Consider the following 16,091-nt stretch of genomic DNA (forward strand, 5'->3'; position numbering starts at 1 on the left):
ACGAACGCGGGGACGTCGGGAACCGGCGCGCTATCGACGAAACTCTGGTCCGCCGGCGGCGGCGGCGCCGATGCATTCGTGCTGCTGTTGTTATTGGCATCGTTGCCGCCGCACGCGGCGAGCATTAAAACACTTGATATGAGTGCGGCGTGCGGCATTAAACGCATTCTGGATGAACGCATAGGTGGACGACTCCCGGGGGCAATCAGTTGGATTTCAGGAAAAACCGGCGGGAGTCTACTCACCTTGCATGACCACAAAATTACTTTTTCTTTTTAACTTGTAAACGACGTTTTATAGAAATTCGCGTTGAACTTCATATTAACCAAATATTGATTTTTAACAATTGAAAACTGCGCTGTCGATTATTTTCCGTGCTAGTCGGCCGGTTCATCCCGTGAACTTCGCTCGCGCCGGCGCGTCCTCCGGCACCGTGCGAACGAACCGGTGGCGATCCGCAAACGCCAACGCATAGGCCGGTCGCGCCGCCACGCGCGCAAGATAGTCCGTGAACACCTGGTCCGTGCACAGCCCCGCGGCCCTCGACCACATGACGTTGTGCCCCATCACGCAATCGGCCGCCGTAAACGCGGCTCCGCAAATATAGGGCGCATCGCGCAAACGCCTTGCGAGCTGCGGCTCGACCTCCTCCGCAATCTTGCGGCGATAGCGGCGTATCGTCCTGTCGTCGCGCTCGCTCGCCGACAGAACATGTTCGTGTATGCGCAGTTGCCATAGCATCATGTCCATCGACGTGCCAAGGAAGTGCAGCATCTGCAGATAATCGGCGCGCTCCTTCGAAAAAGGCGTGACCGGTGGCGCGAGGCGCGATGCCGGGAACAGGTCGGCCAGCATCACCAGCATCGCGCCGCTTTCGATCATCACGATCGTTTCGTTGTTTTCCAACGCAATTTCAAGCACCGGCAATGCGTGATTCGGATTGAGCTTGCGGAATTCAGGCGTATAAACCGCGGAATATGCATCGATCGATTCGACATCGAAATCCTCGCCAAGAATTTCATGCAATAGCCATTTGACGCGCGAGCTCCGCAAAGCCGGCGAATGATAAAGCTTAAGGCGTTTAATCTGCATCGCACTCCCCTTTGATTCGTTGCGCAGGTCGACCACAAGCCGCATCTGTGTCCTTGCACAGATACGTAGGGAACCAGTGTAGATACACACGAATGCCGATGTTTGCCCGAGGAAGAACGACCCATTGATTGGAAAGGGCGCATGCTGCAAGCGCGAATACGGAACTCCGAAGTTTCCGCTCGCATCCAGTCGCGCCCTCATTGCCGATGGGCAACCGCTTCTTTGTTATCGGCGGAATAAACTTCCGGAAAATGCGTTCAACCTATAAGCGAAAGCGGTACCCGACCTGGAGCAAGCGATGGAACCCGACGTCACAAGTGCGCTGGCTTACGAACCCGTGAGAACGGTGGAGGGCTGGCACGATATGGTCAACGGTTGCTGGTCGATGGACTGCGCGTTCGACCGTGTCGACCCGGACACCCTCAAAGGCACCTGCTGGCGCATGGGCGGACTCGAATTCGATGTGGCCGACGTCTCTTCGCAGCAATGGACGCCGCTCGCCGGCCCCGGCCGGCGTAACTGGCGCAACGAGATGATCCTTGCGTTCATCACGCAAACCGGTGTGATCGAACTCGAACAGGCGGGCGTCAAGAAACGCCTGACAAACGAATCGCTATTGCTGATCGATCCGAGCCGAAAATACGTCCAGACCGGGGAAGACAACACAAGGGGCATGGCACTTCGCATTCCGCGGTCGGCACTCGAAGCGCGCGGCCTGCATTTTACGGGGCGTGAAATGTTCGTTCCCGACCCGACCTCGCCCGACGTTCGCATGGTCAAATCGCTGATCGCGTCGGTCGCCGCGCATAGTCAACGCTCGCGTCCCGGCAGCGCCACGCTCGTTGCCGAGCATCTGATCGACCTGATGCAAATCCTCGCGGAAGACCCCGCCGCACCGAAACGCGCCCGCAGCGCGGACGTCGCGCTAGCGAGCGCCAAGCGCTTTATCGAGCGCAACGTCAGCACCGAAGAACTCAATCTCGACATGGTGGCGAAGGCCGCGGGCGTGTCGCCGCGCTATATCGCCAAGCTCTTCGCCGGCGAAGGCACGACGGTGATGCGTTACCTGTGGCAAACACGTCTGGAGCGCGCCAAAGCCATGCTGACGAACGCCAATGCAAAGCTGCGTATCGGCGAAATCGCATGGCAATGCGGCTTCGCGAACGCAGCGCACTTTAGCCGCGCATTCAAGCAACGCTTTGGCGTGAGCCCGAACGCTGTGCTACGGCCGGTGACCGATGTTGCTGAAGAGGCAGCAGGCTAACTCGTCGCTTATCCTAAGCGGCGGCCCGCGCCTCTTTCGTTGCGGTCCCGGCCTCGGAGCCGCGCGCAAGTCCGCAAGCCAGTTCCGCGATCCGCTCGGACGCTGGAATTACTGCATGAATCTTTCCGACACCCTGCCCCGCATATAGCGAGAGCCTCTGCGCCATCTCCGGCTTGTCGATCACGCGCGCGCCGCCGCCGATAAAACCCAGCAGGTTCCACTTGTCGCGATTCGGAATTACGCGGTGCGGCGTGCCGTACTTCCATCCGAACGAGTAACCGGTGCGGTACTCGGTATCGTCGACAGTCGCGTCAATGATCTTCTGCTTGTAAAGCGGATGCGCATTCGACTCTTCACATGCAATAAACGCAGTGCCGATCAACACGCCCGCCGCGCCGATATCCATCACAGCGCGCACATCGTGACGGTCCGTGATGCCGCCCGCGGCAAGCACGGGGCGGCCTTCTGCTACACGAATAATCGCGGGCAGCAGCGAAAGCAGGCCGATCGTGCCACGGTTCATATGACCGCCAGACTCGCTGCCTTGCGCGGCCACGATATCGGCCCCCTGCTCGATCGCCTTGCGCGCGAGTTCCACCGAGCCGACTTGCACCATCACGATCATGCCCGCATCTTTCGCACGCGCGATCATGTCCGGATAATGCTCCGCGTAGAACAGCGACAGCAGTTTCAGCTTTTCCTGCAACACCACCTGAAACTGCGCTTCGAATACTTCGGGGCCGCCAAATGATGGAACGAGGTTGATGCCGAATGGCCTATCCGTCAGCTCGCGCGTCTCCCCGATCCAGCGGCGCACCTCGAGCGGCGGCAAGCGCAAGCCGCCCAGTATTCCCATACCGCCCGAGTTCGCCACCGCCGCCACGAGCGACGGCCCAGAAATCGCCGCCATGCCCGCGAGAAAGATCGGATACTGCACGCCGCACCGCGCAGCGACGTCCATCTCCACATTCGCATCCAGCTGACCGGCGCGCCACTCCGAACCGTTACTTTTGCTCATCATGATTAAAGCTCCACATGTTTGCCGAGCATCCGTTTCAGCGCATCGTTCTTTAGCGCGAAATGGCTTTTGCACGCTCCGAACATATGCAGCGCGAGTCCGCAAAGAAACGCAATCGCACCGATCCGGAACAGAACATGAATGACTGATGCCGCGTGCGCATCAGGCGGCATCAGCGCGGGCACGAACATTCCGCCCGGCAACGCAATGCTTTCGCCCGCCGCCGATTTGTAAAGCCACGCGGCAATCGGCAGCAATACCATCGCAAGCGCAAGCGCCACGGCCACTGAACGACTGACGATCACTTCGACGGGGTTCGGCGTGCCGACCGGCAAGGGATGAACGGACGTGATGCGCGTCCACAAGCGGTAAGCCGATATCGGGAACAGCACCGTGCCGAGCAGGTTCAGCACGCTTGTTTGTTCGGCGCTGTACGCAATCGATAAAGAGATTTCGAGGGCGATAATCGCGAGCACCAAGGCTGCGACGATCCAGTGCAATGCGACGGTGACGCGTGAAAAGCCAAGGCCCGTATCGCGAAGGCGAAACGGCGATCGCGGTCGCGCCGCTGAAAAGGACGTGGAATCCAACACGATGTCTCCTGTATGGTTTTCGTGTTTCAGCCGATAAAGACTGCCTTTCGATCCGCCGGTCTGCACCTTACTCTTTTGCGTAACGATAGGTTCGCAGAACGATCAGGTAAATTTATCTTTTGCGATGCATATCTTCGCGACGGAAGAAATACTGCGAACACGGCTGAAACAGCTAAGTGATTAACGCGGGCGACGCCGAACGTCAATTCCTTTGTCACCCGTACTGTCAGGCACGGGAACGTGCGCGATGCGCCGATCAGCTACCGAAGTAGATCTGGCAGAAGCTGACCGGACCCACGCAGTCGCCCGGCTTGCTGCCGTTGCCGTGCCGCAGGAAGTCGAAGCGATGATGAGCGGGGGCCGATTGACCGCCGGCCGACGAACCGTCCGCGGCACCGCCATAGCTCCCATTAGCTTGTTGCGCCGTACTCGCCGCCGCCCCTTGCGGCGCTGCCGAGTCACTTGCCTGTGCGAACGCAAACGCGGGAATGGCAAAGGCGCCGGCAACGACGAGTGAACGAATAACCGATTTCATGATGACCTCCGTGGATCGCATGATGTTGCGAACCCGTGTCCGCAACGCTTGAAACCAATTGTAGGGATGAGGCCGCTCAAAATTAAGAATGTAGATTTCACATCTTTGTTTACCGAATGCGTCTGAATGGTAGACATTCCATTTCGTGATGCTCCTGCTTTCGTGTCCCCGCTCCGTCTGTCGCTATTGACTCGATGTATCAAGTGTTACTAGCGGCGGGGTGTTTTTCCGGCCCGCGCAGTTCAATAAGCTAAGCCCCAGGCTAAGCGCAACTGCAGCTGGAGAACCTCATGGACATGGCAACGCCTTCTATCGATCGCCGCGGGACACGCGCGGACGACGGCTTGCAGGACCACCCGGGCTATACGCGACTCTTCGGGCGCGGTGAGCTCACCGTCGGCCTGATCCTGCCGCTCGAAACGCACGCGCGAACGCCGCATCCGACCATGGCCGGCCACTTGCGCATGGCGCAGCTCGCCGAACAGGCCGGTGTAGCCGCCTTGTGGGCACGCGATATTCCGTTCTACGACCCGCGCTACGGCGACTCCGGGCAGATCTTCGAGCCGTTGATCTATCTAGCGCAGCTTGCCGCCGTCACGAAGCGGATTACGCTCGGCACAGCCGGCATCGTGCTGCCCTTGCGCGAGCCGCTAATGCTTGCCAAGCAGCTCAATTCGCTCGATCGGCTCACAGGAGGACGTGTTGTAATCGGCATGTCGTCCGGAGACCGGCTGTCCGAGTATCCGTACTTCGGCATCGACGTCGACAGCCGTGGCGAGCGTTTCAGAGACATCCACAATGTGTTTCGCAGCGTCAGCGAAGAGGACTTCCCGCGTTACGCTCCATCGCGCTTCGGCGAGGCGGATGGATCGATGACGATGCTGCCGAAGCCGCTTTACGGCAAAGTGCCGACGCTTGCAGTCGGCCGCTCGCAGCAAACGCTCGACTGGATCGCGACGCATATGGATGGCTACCTGGGCTTCGTTCCCGAGCCCGCGCAATTGAAGCAGTTCGTCCGCGAATGGAATGACGCGAAGAAGCAAGCCAGTACTGACGAAACGGGCAAAGACGACAAAACCGCAAAACGCGACAAGCCGCTGGCATTCGGCGGATTTCTTTATCTTCATCCGCAGCCCGACTTTGCGTTCCAGCGCATTAAAGGCGGCTTTGCAATCGGCAGCCGTGCACTGCGCGGCTTTCTCGAGCACGCGCGCGATGCGGGCGTCGAGCATGTTGCGTTGAATCCGAGCGTCACGCCACGCAGCTACCTCGAAATACTCGATAGCCTGCAACGAGACGTATTGCCGTTCTTTACGCCGCGCGAGTAGCGCCGGGTGCGTTCGTCCAGTAAACAATGTCTTTACCCGAAACACCCTGTTTCGATCACGCCACGCCTTTTAGAGTGCTGGTTCGGTCAACCACGTCTGCTGCCGCTCAGGACGCGCACATCGGTGCGCGCGCTATCGCACCGCATTGGGCGCGCTCCCCCGATCCTCAGACCCGACACTCGACAAAGGCAATCCGATGGAAAACACCCTGGGACGCGCGCCCGGCGCGCGCACGCTCGAAGCCGTTGCCGGCGCGCTGGTGCTCGCGATAGGCATGGGCTTCGGCCGGTTTTCGTTTACCGGCATGTACCCGCTGATGGTCCGGGATGGCGTGATCGATGTGACGGCCGGCTCGGTCGCGGCATCCGCGAATTACGCGGGCTATCTGCTCGGCGCGATTCTGATGGGCCGCTTCAGGCACGGACACGCAGCGCGGCTGTGCCAGTTGTCGATGATCGGCACGATCGCATGTCTTGCCGTGCTTTCGCTGCCTCTCTCACCGTCGTCGATTGCCGTTGTGCGCTTTGTCGCCGGAGCCGTTAGCGCGGTTGCGCTTGTCGCCGCGTCGATCTGGTTGCTGCACGTGGTCGGTCATCATCACGGTGCGCCGTTGCTGTTTTCCGGCGTGGGTCTCGGTATTGTGGTCTCCGCCGAAATCATTGCGATCGGCGCCGCGGAGCACTTCAATAGCGCTGCATTATGGGCATTGCTTGCCGCGGCGGCGCTGTTGCTGTCGGCGATGGCATGGCCGCGCTTAAGCGCACGCCGCGATGAGGATGACGCAGAACCGGACAACGATCAGGAGGCAGGCGCAAACGCGGGCGCAACTGCGAGTGCCAACCCCAGCGCTAAAGGCGGCGCACGCCACCGCGCAGGGCCCAACGCCTACGTGCTCGTCGCACTGTACGGCCTCGCGGGCTTCGGCTATATCGTGACCGCCACTTATCTGCCCTTGCTCGTCAAGGACGCCGTGCCCGGCATCGACCCCGTTCACATCTGGGCCGCGTTCGGCATCGGCGCCGTGCCTTCGTGCTTCCTGTGGCATTGGCTCAATCACAGGTTCGGCAGTCGCCGCTCGATGGCATTGAATCTGCTCGTGCAGGCCGCCGGCGTGATGTTGCCGGTGTTCGCGGAATCGGCATCGATGTTTCTTGCAAGCGCGTTGCTGGTGGGCGGCACATTCGTCGGCACCGTGACGATCGCCATGCCGGCGGCAAGGCAGATCGCGTCGACCGTGCGCTTCAACATCATGGCGACGATGACGGCGGCCTACGGCGTCGGGCAGATTCTCGGGCCGCTCGTATCGACCGCGCTGTTCGCGCGCACGCATTCGTTCGAACAGCCGCTCGTTGCAGCGGGCGCCGCGCTGATCGCGGCTGCCGTTCTGGCTTGCAAATGATTCGGTTAACAGACGAAGCAGGCAACGTAAGCGATGCGAGGACGCGAGCGAACCGATCAAGCCGTGTCGGACTCGCTGGTCTGGATCGGCTTATTGAACGCCACCGTGTCCTCGAGCAAGGCGTCGGCCACCCATTCCTTCACAAACTCGACCCATGCCTTGATCTTCGCATCGAGATACTGGCGCGAGGCATAGACAACGTAGATATTAAGCTCCTGCAGATAGTATTCGGGCAGCACGCGCACCAGCGTGCGATTACGAAATGCCGAGCGCACCGTTAGCGCCGGCAACGCGCCAATTCCCATTCCTTCATGAAGCGCCACGGCCATCGCATCGGGCAGATTGACCCTGAAGCGCGTATTCGGCAGAGGAAATTCGCGCGGACCGTCAGGGCCGATCAGCGTCCAGCGGTCCGTCGGAAAGATCGGTATCGCGACCTGCAGACACATATGATGGGTCAGGTCGTCGACTGACTCCGGAGCGCCATGCACCTCGAGATACGACGGCGACGCGCACAGCACGCTCTGTATTGTTCCAAGCCGATGCGAGATGTAGTTCGAATCGGGCAAAGGCCCGGGCGAGACCCGCAACGCGACGTCGTATCCTTCTTCGAGCAGGTCGGGCACGTTCTGCGACAGCACGAGATCGACCGTCACCGCGGGGAAGCGGTCCTGAAACGCGGCAACCGCGGGTACGACATAGTTCTGGCCGATGCTCGACATCGCATGCACCTTTAACGTGCCCGCCGGCCGCGCGTGCGCGTCCGATGCTTCGAGTTCCGCGTCGCTCACCGACTCGAGGATCGCATGGCACCGGCTCAGATAGCGCTCGCCAGCCTCGGTCAGCGCGATCCGGCGCGTCGTGCGATTCAGCAAGCGCGTGCGAAGGTGCGCCTCCAGTTCGGAGATCGACCGCGACACATAGCCCGTGGTCGTGTCGAGTTGCTGGGCGGCCGCCGTGAAGCTGCCCGCTTCGGCAACCTCGACGAAGATCTTCATATTGCGGAACGTGTCCATATAAACGCCTTCAGTTTTCCGATGCCTGGGTTCGATCAGGGATGAGCCGCATTGTCCGCGTGCATGTCCATGTCTGCGTGTAACAAGCGTTGTTACACCGAATCAATAATGTGCCACCGCGCCTCGGTGCGCCAGTCCGCCTCTGCCTCGAGTGCCTGTTGACGGGCCTCGCAGCGCTTCGTGCGATTTGTGCGCACGAAGCGACAGCGATTTGTTCCCCGAAGTTAAGTCTCTTTGTGCATCGCGGGTATGCGCAAACCTCATGACATTGCCTACGCTGTCAATCAATCGATGCCGCCGGCTCGATCCAAACCGATCAATTTCACGAGGTACATCATGAGCAACCCGAAGAAAGTCGCAGTCGTCACAGGTGCATCGCAAGGTATCGGTGCTGAAATCGTCAAAGGTTTCCGCGAGCAAGGCTATGCCGTTGTCGCAACCGCACGATCGATCAAACCCTCTGACGATCCTGGCATCGTGACCATTGCCGGCGACATCGGCGATCGCGAGGTCGCAAAACGCGTGATCGATGCCGCGATCTCGAACTTTGGGCGCGTCGATACGCTCGTCAATAACGCGGGCATTTTTATCGCCAAGCCGTTCACCCAATATACGGCTGAAGATTACGCGGCGGTCCTTAATGTGAACGTGAGCGGCTTCTTTCATGTCACGCAGTTCGCGATCGAGCAGATGGAAAAGAACAAAAGCGGCCACGTGGTGCAGATCACGACCACGCTTGCCGACCATGCGGTGTCGGGCGTGCCGTCGGTGCTCGCCTCGCTGACCAAGGGCGGCCTGAACGCCGCGACGAAGTCGCTGGCCATCGAATATGCGAAGACCGGCATCCGCGTCAACGCGGTGTCGCCCGGCATCATCAAGTCGCCGATGCACGCACCCGAAACGCACGATGCGCTCGGCGCGCTGCATCCGGTCGGTCATATGGGCGAGATGAGTGATATCGTCAATGCGGTGCTGTACCTCGACAATGCGCCCTTCGTGACCGGCGAGATCCTGCATGTCGATGGCGGTCAAAGCGCGGGCCATTAAGCAGGCCATTAAGCGGTCAATTGAGCGGTCAATTGAGCGGGCGGCCAGGCAGTTCGCCGGGCGACCGCCTCGCCGCGTGGTAAGCACGGCGCCGGCCACGGCGCCTTTTTCTGCGCATCTGTGCATGTCATGTGTCATATCACGGAGATATCCATGCCTATCGTCACGATTCAGGTCACCCGCGAAGGCTCCGCGCCGGGCCGGGACGCCGTCACGGCGGAAGAAAAAGCCAGGCTGATCAAAGGCGTCAGCGAAGTGCTGCTGAATGTGCTGAACAAGCCAATGGAAGCCACGTTCGTCGTGATCGAGGAAGTCGACAAGGAGAACTGGGGCTGGGGTGGCTTGCCCGTCGACGAATACCGGGCGCTGAAAAAAGCCCGGCCCGCGTGAATGCCTGTTCCTTCACGGCTTTCCAGAAGCCGGACGGCGACGCGCTCAAACACATACGCTGCATGCGTATCGCGGTCGAGCACGTCGCCATTTTTTGTGAAGCGGGGCATCAGTCGCCGTACAGCTGCAAACCGCGGATCGCTTGCTTCAGTTCCAGATCGAGCACGGCCATCAGTTCCGCAGCCGGCAGCGAGCGCGCGAGCGCGGCCGCCTGGCCGGCCCATTGCGCGCCATAACCAAATTCGCCTTTCGCCTTCGCTGCGGCATGCAACGCCTTGCCGGCATCGTAAGCAATCGGGTATTGAGGCGTCGCCGGCGCACTCGCATCGCGGCCCAGTTCGGTGAAACGGTTCATCATGCTGCGCGCCGGTCTGCCGGAAATCGCCGACGTCAACATGGTGTGTTGTGCCTGCTCGCTGAGGAGTGCCGCACGGTAGCCACTGTCGATTGCCGTTTCGGGGCTCGCCACGAAAGCGGTGCCGAGTTGCGCCGCCTGCGCGCCAAGCGCGAGTGCCGCTGCAATGCCCGCGCCGTCCATGATGCCGCCTGCCGCGATGACGGGCAGATCGAATTTCTCGACGAGCAGACGCGTGAGCGCGAAAGTGCCGAGCCCCTCGTCGAACACGCCAGGATCGAACATGCCGCGATGGCCGCCTGCTTCGACACCTTGCGCCACGAGCACGTCGACACCGGCCGCGACCGCCGCGGCCGCTTCCTGCAGATTGGTCGCCGATGAAAACAATGTGATGCCCGCGCCCTTGAGTGCGCTGATGACCTTTTCCGAAGGCAACCCGAAGTGAAAGCTGACGACCGCGGGCTTCTCTTCAAGAAAGACCTCGAGCATCGCCTGATCTTCAACGAAGCTCGTATAAATTTCGCTGAGCCTCTCGGGCACGTTCCCACCATGTTTGACGAAGTGCGGTTCGAGCCACGCCAGCCACGCTTTTTCGACAGCCGCATTGCCGGCTGCCGGTTCATGCGTGAAGACGTTGACATTGAACGGCGCTTTAGTGAGCGCTCGCGTTTCCTTGATCGCCTTGCGCGCCGCGTCGGCTTTCATCGCGCCGACGCCAAGCGAGCCGAGGCCGCCGGCATTCGAAACAGTGGCAGCCAATGCCGGTGTACTGACACCAGCCATGGGCGCCTGAACGATCGGTTTCGAGATGCTTAGCATCTTTAAAAGTGATTGGTTAGCCAAACGGGTGTTCATGTCATGTCCTTAACGAAGCAGTCCACAAGCGATGATCTCTTTCCGCATGCCAGGGGTCAACCATGCTGCAGGTAAAAATTCTTTTGAACATGAAATTCAAACGGTGGTTCGCGAAGCAGGCGTCGATTTGGATTGCGTCAGAAGAGCAATGACATCACGGCGCCGATCCTCGCGCGCTTCGACGCGTTTCTTCGTTTCGTCGGCCATCCGATAGTTCGAGGACAGCGGCAGCAACGGTTTGAACGTCACTGTGCTGATTCTGTTCGGTTCAACATTGACGCCTTCGGCCCGCCAGACCGGCGTACCGTCGAGTCGGCTCACTTCCATGACGTCCGGCCCCTTTGCCACTGCGTAAAAGCCGTCGTCGAACAACCACGCAGCGTTCTGTTTGCGTAGAAAGTCCGCGGCGTTGCGAGCCTCCTCGTCCGTGATCCGCCCGACATAGTCGAGGAACTTGCCACCGAATGGATTATTCGGGACCCGGGTAACAAAACGGGTTACCCCCGACGGCAACGCCATATCCGGATCCTGGTAGAACGCGTAAAGCTGTTGCGGATTGCCGCTCGTCTGACTGCGAAACGTATGCAGGTTCACCCGAGGGGGAGTCACCTCCCTTCCGCCCGATGTACGCAAATGCCATTCGCTGCGCTCGCCATGCGTGTCGTTGTCGACGAACGGCGTGTACGACGACAGACCGGTCGTCAACAGACGCAAATCCTCCTGGTGAATCAGGTGCTTTCCGTCGTATTCGAATACGCCGTTGAGTGACGCTGCGTCCGGTACATCTCCGAGATAAAGGTAGTCATTCGAGCCAACCCGCAAAACCTTGTTGTAGTCGTCGATCAGATGAAAACGGCCGTCGTCGGCGAACGAGAAGTTACGCCTGGTACCCTTCTTCCATGAAGAACGCGAGTTCAACGTATTGACCTGTACGTTGTTGTCCGGATCGACATATATTTCTGTCTTGGACCGATCCGCGGCGCCGTACGCGCGAAGTCGCAACGGCCCGCGATAGTCGAGGCCCTCGGACTGGCGGCGGTTCAGCTCACGGACTTTCTCCCATGCGGCATCGTAGAAGAGCGCGTGGGTCAAATTCGGATCCTCATTGAACTGCAATGCCTCCCTTTCCTTGCCGTAAGCGTTGCCGACACGCGACACCGAGGCCTTAAAGCCCTCTTCGCGCCAGACGTCGTTATTTATCGGCAAGCGAGACAACTGCGGTTGCGAGCCCGCCATGCGTGTCTGGTCATAGACGTCCCATCGGTAATCCGGATTCGCAACGTACTTGCCGGGCACACCATTTTTGACCGCGCGCCAGCCGCGGATCTGCGGATAGTCGATCCATCCCATTGCCGCCACTTCGCCATTCTCGGGCGCATGCTCCTCACGACCAAGACTGCCCGCGACGTCCACCATATTCGGCGTCGGCGCGACGAAGTAGATGTACCCGATTGCGGCGTCGCCCGGCAGCCTTTCGAGCGCGGTTTTCTCCTTGCGGAAGGTACCGAGATAGCCTGCGCTATCGACAAGACGTGGATGCGACGCGACATCGAGATTGTGTATCGAGAGGTTGATATCGCTTACCGGGGTGCGCTCGCTGTCGAAGCCGCCGTGTCCCTTGAGTCGCACTGGCGACAGCATCGACGGACGGAATAATCCATCGGGCTTAAGCGTCGGGGAAAACGGGGCCGAGCGCTTCAGTTCCTGCTTCGGCTCGATCACGAACGGAGGCGGCGGCAAACCCGGACTCGGTGTTACGCCGGGTCGCGCATTGATGATCCCCAGTCTTCGCTCGACTCCGGCCAGATCGAGATTGGAAATCACGGAAGAAGCCGGCGGGTGTGCCGGGCCACCGGTCGCGGCGACCGGCCTCGCCAGATTCGCGTAGTAAGTCGTGTCGGCGTGATCGACTCCGCCGAGCGGGCGAAAGCCGACATCGAAGACGCCGCGCAGCGCGTCCGCCATTTCCCCGAAAGTGTTGTACCGGTAGACACCCGAGCCCGGGTCGTAGAGTTCGTACTGGTCGCCTTCGAAATCGTCCATCTCATGCAGCCGCTGCACGACGATCGGCACACTGTCGGTGCGCGCGTCCGCATGATCCGGATTGCCTTGCGGCTGCCTGCTCATCGAAAGATCGATGATGGCCAGATCCGTCGGATACCCCGCGCCCATATTGTCGTTCACATGCAAGCTGCCGAAATGCTGTCGCAAATCGCCAATCAGATTCGCGGCCGATGCCATGCCAGCCGCGCCGCGGCGTCGCGCATAACCAGGCAAGGGCTCGACGACGCCGGCGCCGTTCTGCTGCTGCAAATCGAAAACTCTATTGAGTGTCATCTGTCTTCGCGCCGGATCGGCCAGCCCGCGCCTGACATTTTCCGTTGCATCGGTCAGGTTCGGCGCGTGTCCTTGCGCAATATCGCGCAACGCAGCCGCGGCGACGCCACGGTCCATACCTGACATTGCCTCGCGCTGACCAGCCGCTCCGGACAGCATGTCGATGGACAGGCTGTTTGACTGGTCGCAACGTGACGCCAGAGCATCGCGCGCCGGCGACTCGCCTTGTGCGGACGGAGTGAGCGGGGGTTCGGGCCGGGCCTGCGGCCGGTCCGGCGCCTCACGCGACCCGGACGGACCCGCCATCTGACCCGACGTAGGTGAAAACGCGTAATACTGCACGGAATCCGGCGTGAGCTGCATGCCGGTATCCCGGAAGCTTTCGTCCATGTACCTGCGCAGCCCCGCCTCCATGGCGCGTCGATTCGAATAGGTCATCACACCATTATTCGGATCAAACAGCGCATACCGCTCGCGCGGCAGCCGCTGCAACAGCAACACATGCCCTGTCGTACCTGTGTTCGTTCCGCGCGGATTCAAGCCGAGCGCAATATGCGCAACGCCTCCCACCTCCAGATTACGGCGCGCGGAATCGAAGAGCGTGCGAAGGTGCCCCACGCCTGATCCCGACATTTGCATCGACTCGGTGGGCACGTATCGTTGAAGCCGCAGCGTATCGGTCGACACTTGCAAATGACGCGCAGAAGCGAACGTGTCTTCCGAGACAAAGCCGCGGTGATTGTTCACATCGCCTTGTATGCGCCGTACAGCATCGGTCAGGTCGGTAGCCCCGGAGTTGTCCAGCCTGCTCAATGCGAGCCGGATCCAACCTTGACAGATACCGTTGGGCCCGGTCTTAGCCGCATAGTCCGCCTGATCGAACCGATAGTAGGACCAGGCGCTTGAGCTTAGCGCGTCGCCACCGCGAAACCTGCGAAACGGCGCAAGCCCGGCGTCTTTGGATAGAGCAGGTCCGCGCTTCGTCCGCGACAACGCCTCATCGCTCGTGTCGCTTGCGCTGAGCGTACTGCGCATCGGCCGCGCAGAGGACTTTTGCGCCGATAAGGCGGCAGTCTCCTCTTTGGCATCCACATCATCGACGGGCGTATACAGCCTGTTGCCTGCGCTTCTAACCAGCATGGCTCGGACTCCTCATTCGAATACGTCGACATCGTTTGAGTCCGTATTGAAGCACTGGGCATGCTTCTACAGGTAGTACACGGGACTGCATCTGAAACGAACCATCCTGACGCGCCATGGAGAAACGCCGCGTGCATGCACGCGGCGTTTCTCAAACAACAACCTCTAACCAGACGTTACTTCGCGGTCGGCATTGCAAACTCGGCGCCCTTTTCCATGCTATCGGGCCAGCGCTGCATGATCGACTTCTGCTTCGTATAGAAGCGCACGCCCTCTTCGCCATAGGCATGCGTATCGCCGAACAGGCTGCGCTTCCAGCCGCCGAAGCCGTGCCATGCCATCGGCACCGGAATCGGCACATTGATGCCGACCATGCCCACTTCGATGCGGCGCGCGAATTCACGTGCAACGTGCCCGTCGCGCGTGAAGCATGCCACGCCGTTGCCGAATTCATGCGCGTTGATCAGATCGACCGCTTCGGAGAAATCCTTTACGCGCACGCATGCAAGCACGGGGCCGAAAATTTCTTCCTTATAGATGCGCATCTCGGGCGTCACATGGTCGAACAGCGTGCCGCCGGTAAAGAAGCCGTCTTCATGACCCTTCACCTTGAACCCGCGGCCGTCGACCACGAGCTTCGCGCCTTCCTCGACGCCGAGCGCGATATAGCCTTCGATGCGCTCGAGCGCCTGGCGCGTGACGATCGGGCCCATTTCCGCATCGGGCTCCATACCATTCTTGACGATCAGTTCGCGCGCACGCTCCGCGAGACGCGGAATGATCCTGTCGGCCACATCGCCCACCAGCACGGCAACGGAAATCGCCATGCAGCGTTCGCCGGCCGAACCGTAGCCTGCGCCGATCAATGCATCGACGGTTTTGTCGAGATCCGCGTCGGGCATCACAACAAGGTGATTCTTCGCGCCGCCGAGCGCCTGCACGCGCTTGCCGTGCTTCGCACCCGTTTCGTAGATGTAGTTCGCAATCGGCGTCGAGCCGACGAAGCTGACCGCCTTCACGTCCGGATGCGAAAGCAGTGCATCGACAACGACCTTATCGCCTTGCACGACATTGAAAATGCCATCGGGCAGACCCGCTTCCTTGAGCAGCTTCGCCATAAACAGCGAAGCCGACGGATCGCGCTCGCTCGGCTTCAGAATGAAGGCATTGCCGGCCGCAATCGCGACGGGGAACATCCAGCACGGCACCATGCATGGGAAGTTGAACGGCGTAATGCCGGCCACCACGCCAAGCGGCTGTCGCACGGTCCAGTTATCGATATCGGTCGACACCTGTTCCGTGTAATCGCCTTTCAGCAGTTGCGGAATGCCGCATGCGAATTCGATCACGTCGATGCCGCGCGCGACCTCGCCTTGCGCATCCGAAAACACCTTGCCGTGCTCGGCCGTAATGATGGCGGCCAGTTCGTCGCGACGCTGATTCATCAGTTCCAGAAAGCGCAGCATGACGCGCGCGCGGCGAATCGGGGGCGTATTGCCCCACTTCGGGAATGCGGCTTTCGCACTCGCGACGGCGGCATCGACGTCCGCCGTGTTGCCCAGCAGCAGCTTGCGCGGGCGTTCGCCGGTTGCCGGATTGAAGATCGGTTGCGTGCGCTCACCCGTGCCGCGCACCGGTTCGCCGTTGATGTAGTGGGTGACGTCGGCTGTGTCTGTATAGGCTTGCATGTCCGTTCCTTTACGGTAAGTCGCTACGTGAACA

At 60.4% G+C, this 16,091-nt stretch carries 14 protein-coding genes; 6 read left to right on the top strand and 8 right to left on the bottom strand.

Annotated elements, in window-relative coordinates; translation table 11 throughout:
- Positions 1 to 279: hypothetical protein (locus tag ACYPXD_RS08225; protein WP_459709581.1), on the top strand; the 279-nt coding region annotated here is incomplete at its 5' end.
- Positions 280 to 390: 111 nt separating this feature from the next.
- Here the strand turns inward: ACYPXD_RS08225 and ACYPXD_RS08230 are convergent.
- Positions 391 to 1,092 (bottom strand): glutathione S-transferase family protein, encoded by a 702-nt coding sequence (locus tag ACYPXD_RS08230; protein ID WP_459709583.1) that lies wholly within the window; start codon positions 1,090 to 1,092, stop codon positions 391 to 393.
- A 298-nt stretch (positions 1,093 to 1,390) separates the two neighbouring features.
- Between ACYPXD_RS08230 and ACYPXD_RS08235 the strand changes: the two genes are divergently transcribed.
- Positions 1,391 to 2,356: a helix-turn-helix domain-containing protein gene (locus ACYPXD_RS08235; RefSeq protein WP_459709585.1), complete on the top strand. Its 966-nt coding sequence runs from the start codon at positions 1,391 to 1,393 to the stop codon at positions 2,354 to 2,356.
- 13 nt (positions 2,357 to 2,369) lie between these two features.
- Here ACYPXD_RS08235 and ACYPXD_RS08240 read toward each other — a convergent pair whose 3' ends face one another.
- From ACYPXD_RS08240 to ACYPXD_RS08250, 3 genes are all read right to left on the bottom strand, one after another.
- Positions 2,370 to 3,377 carry an NAD(P)H-dependent flavin oxidoreductase gene (locus tag ACYPXD_RS08240; RefSeq protein ID WP_459709587.1) on the bottom strand — a complete coding sequence of 336 codons (1,008 nt, stop codon included), beginning with the start codon at positions 3,375 to 3,377 and terminating at the stop codon, positions 2,370 to 2,372.
- A 2-nt stretch (positions 3,378 to 3,379) separates the two neighbouring features.
- The gene (locus tag ACYPXD_RS08245) at positions 3,380 to 3,964 is read right to left on the bottom strand and encodes a cytochrome b (RefSeq protein WP_459709589.1); all 585 of its coding nucleotides are present in this window, start codon (positions 3,962 to 3,964) and stop codon (positions 3,380 to 3,382) included.
- A 259-nt stretch (positions 3,965 to 4,223) separates the two neighbouring features.
- Positions 4,224 to 4,502 carry a hypothetical protein gene (locus ACYPXD_RS08250; RefSeq protein ID WP_459709591.1) on the bottom strand — a complete coding sequence of 93 codons (279 nt, stop codon included), beginning with the start codon at positions 4,500 to 4,502 and terminating at the stop codon, positions 4,224 to 4,226.
- A gap of 290 nt (positions 4,503 to 4,792) precedes the next feature.
- Here ACYPXD_RS08250 and ACYPXD_RS08255 point away from each other — a divergent pair, with 290 nt between their 5' ends.
- On the top strand, positions 4,793 to 5,830 hold the full coding sequence (locus tag ACYPXD_RS08255) for a TIGR03571 family LLM class oxidoreductase (protein WP_459709594.1): 1,038 nt from the start codon (positions 4,793 to 4,795) through the stop codon (positions 5,828 to 5,830).
- 196 nt (positions 5,831 to 6,026) lie between these two features.
- On the top strand, positions 6,027 to 7,229 hold the full coding sequence (locus ACYPXD_RS08260) for a YbfB/YjiJ family MFS transporter (protein WP_459709596.1): 1,203 nt from the start codon (positions 6,027 to 6,029) through the stop codon (positions 7,227 to 7,229).
- 56 nt (positions 7,230 to 7,285) lie between these two features.
- Here the strand turns inward: ACYPXD_RS08260 and ACYPXD_RS08265 are convergent, their stop codons facing one another.
- Positions 7,286 to 8,245 (bottom strand): LysR family transcriptional regulator, encoded by a 960-nt coding sequence (locus tag ACYPXD_RS08265; protein ID WP_459709598.1) that lies wholly within the window; start codon positions 8,243 to 8,245, stop codon positions 7,286 to 7,288.
- A gap of 336 nt (positions 8,246 to 8,581) precedes the next feature.
- Between ACYPXD_RS08265 and ACYPXD_RS08270 the strand changes: the two genes are divergently transcribed.
- Together ACYPXD_RS08270 and ACYPXD_RS08275 are read left to right on the top strand one after the other, a co-directional pair.
- Positions 8,582 to 9,292, top strand: coding sequence for an SDR family NAD(P)-dependent oxidoreductase (locus ACYPXD_RS08270; protein ID WP_459709600.1), 711 nt, complete (start codon positions 8,582 to 8,584; stop codon positions 9,290 to 9,292).
- A 153-nt stretch (positions 9,293 to 9,445) separates the two neighbouring features.
- Positions 9,446 to 9,682: a tautomerase family protein gene (locus tag ACYPXD_RS08275; protein ID WP_459709602.1), complete on the top strand. Its 237-nt coding sequence runs from the start codon at positions 9,446 to 9,448 to the stop codon at positions 9,680 to 9,682.
- A 109-nt stretch (positions 9,683 to 9,791) separates the two neighbouring features.
- Here the strand turns inward: ACYPXD_RS08275 and ACYPXD_RS08280 are convergent, their stop codons facing one another.
- The 3 genes from ACYPXD_RS08280 to ACYPXD_RS08290 all read right to left on the bottom strand — a co-directional run bounded on the left by ACYPXD_RS08280 (position 9,792) and on the right by ACYPXD_RS08290 (position 16,057).
- Complete coding sequence (locus ACYPXD_RS08280) at positions 9,792 to 10,892, bottom strand: NAD(P)H-dependent flavin oxidoreductase (RefSeq protein ID WP_459709606.1); 1,101 nt, start codon at positions 10,890 to 10,892, stop codon at positions 9,792 to 9,794.
- A 96-nt stretch (positions 10,893 to 10,988) separates the two neighbouring features.
- Complete coding sequence (locus tag ACYPXD_RS08285; protein WP_459709608.1) at positions 10,989 to 13,976, bottom strand: enterotoxin A family protein; 2,988 nt, start codon at positions 13,974 to 13,976, stop codon at positions 10,989 to 10,991.
- 569 nt (positions 13,977 to 14,545) lie between these two features.
- Positions 14,546 to 16,057, bottom strand: coding sequence for a CoA-acylating methylmalonate-semialdehyde dehydrogenase (locus ACYPXD_RS08290; protein WP_459709611.1), 1,512 nt, complete (start codon positions 16,055 to 16,057; stop codon positions 14,546 to 14,548).
- Positions 16,058 to 16,091 lie beyond the last annotated feature (34 nt).

Source organism: Paraburkholderia sp. 2C, assembly GCF_054589215.1.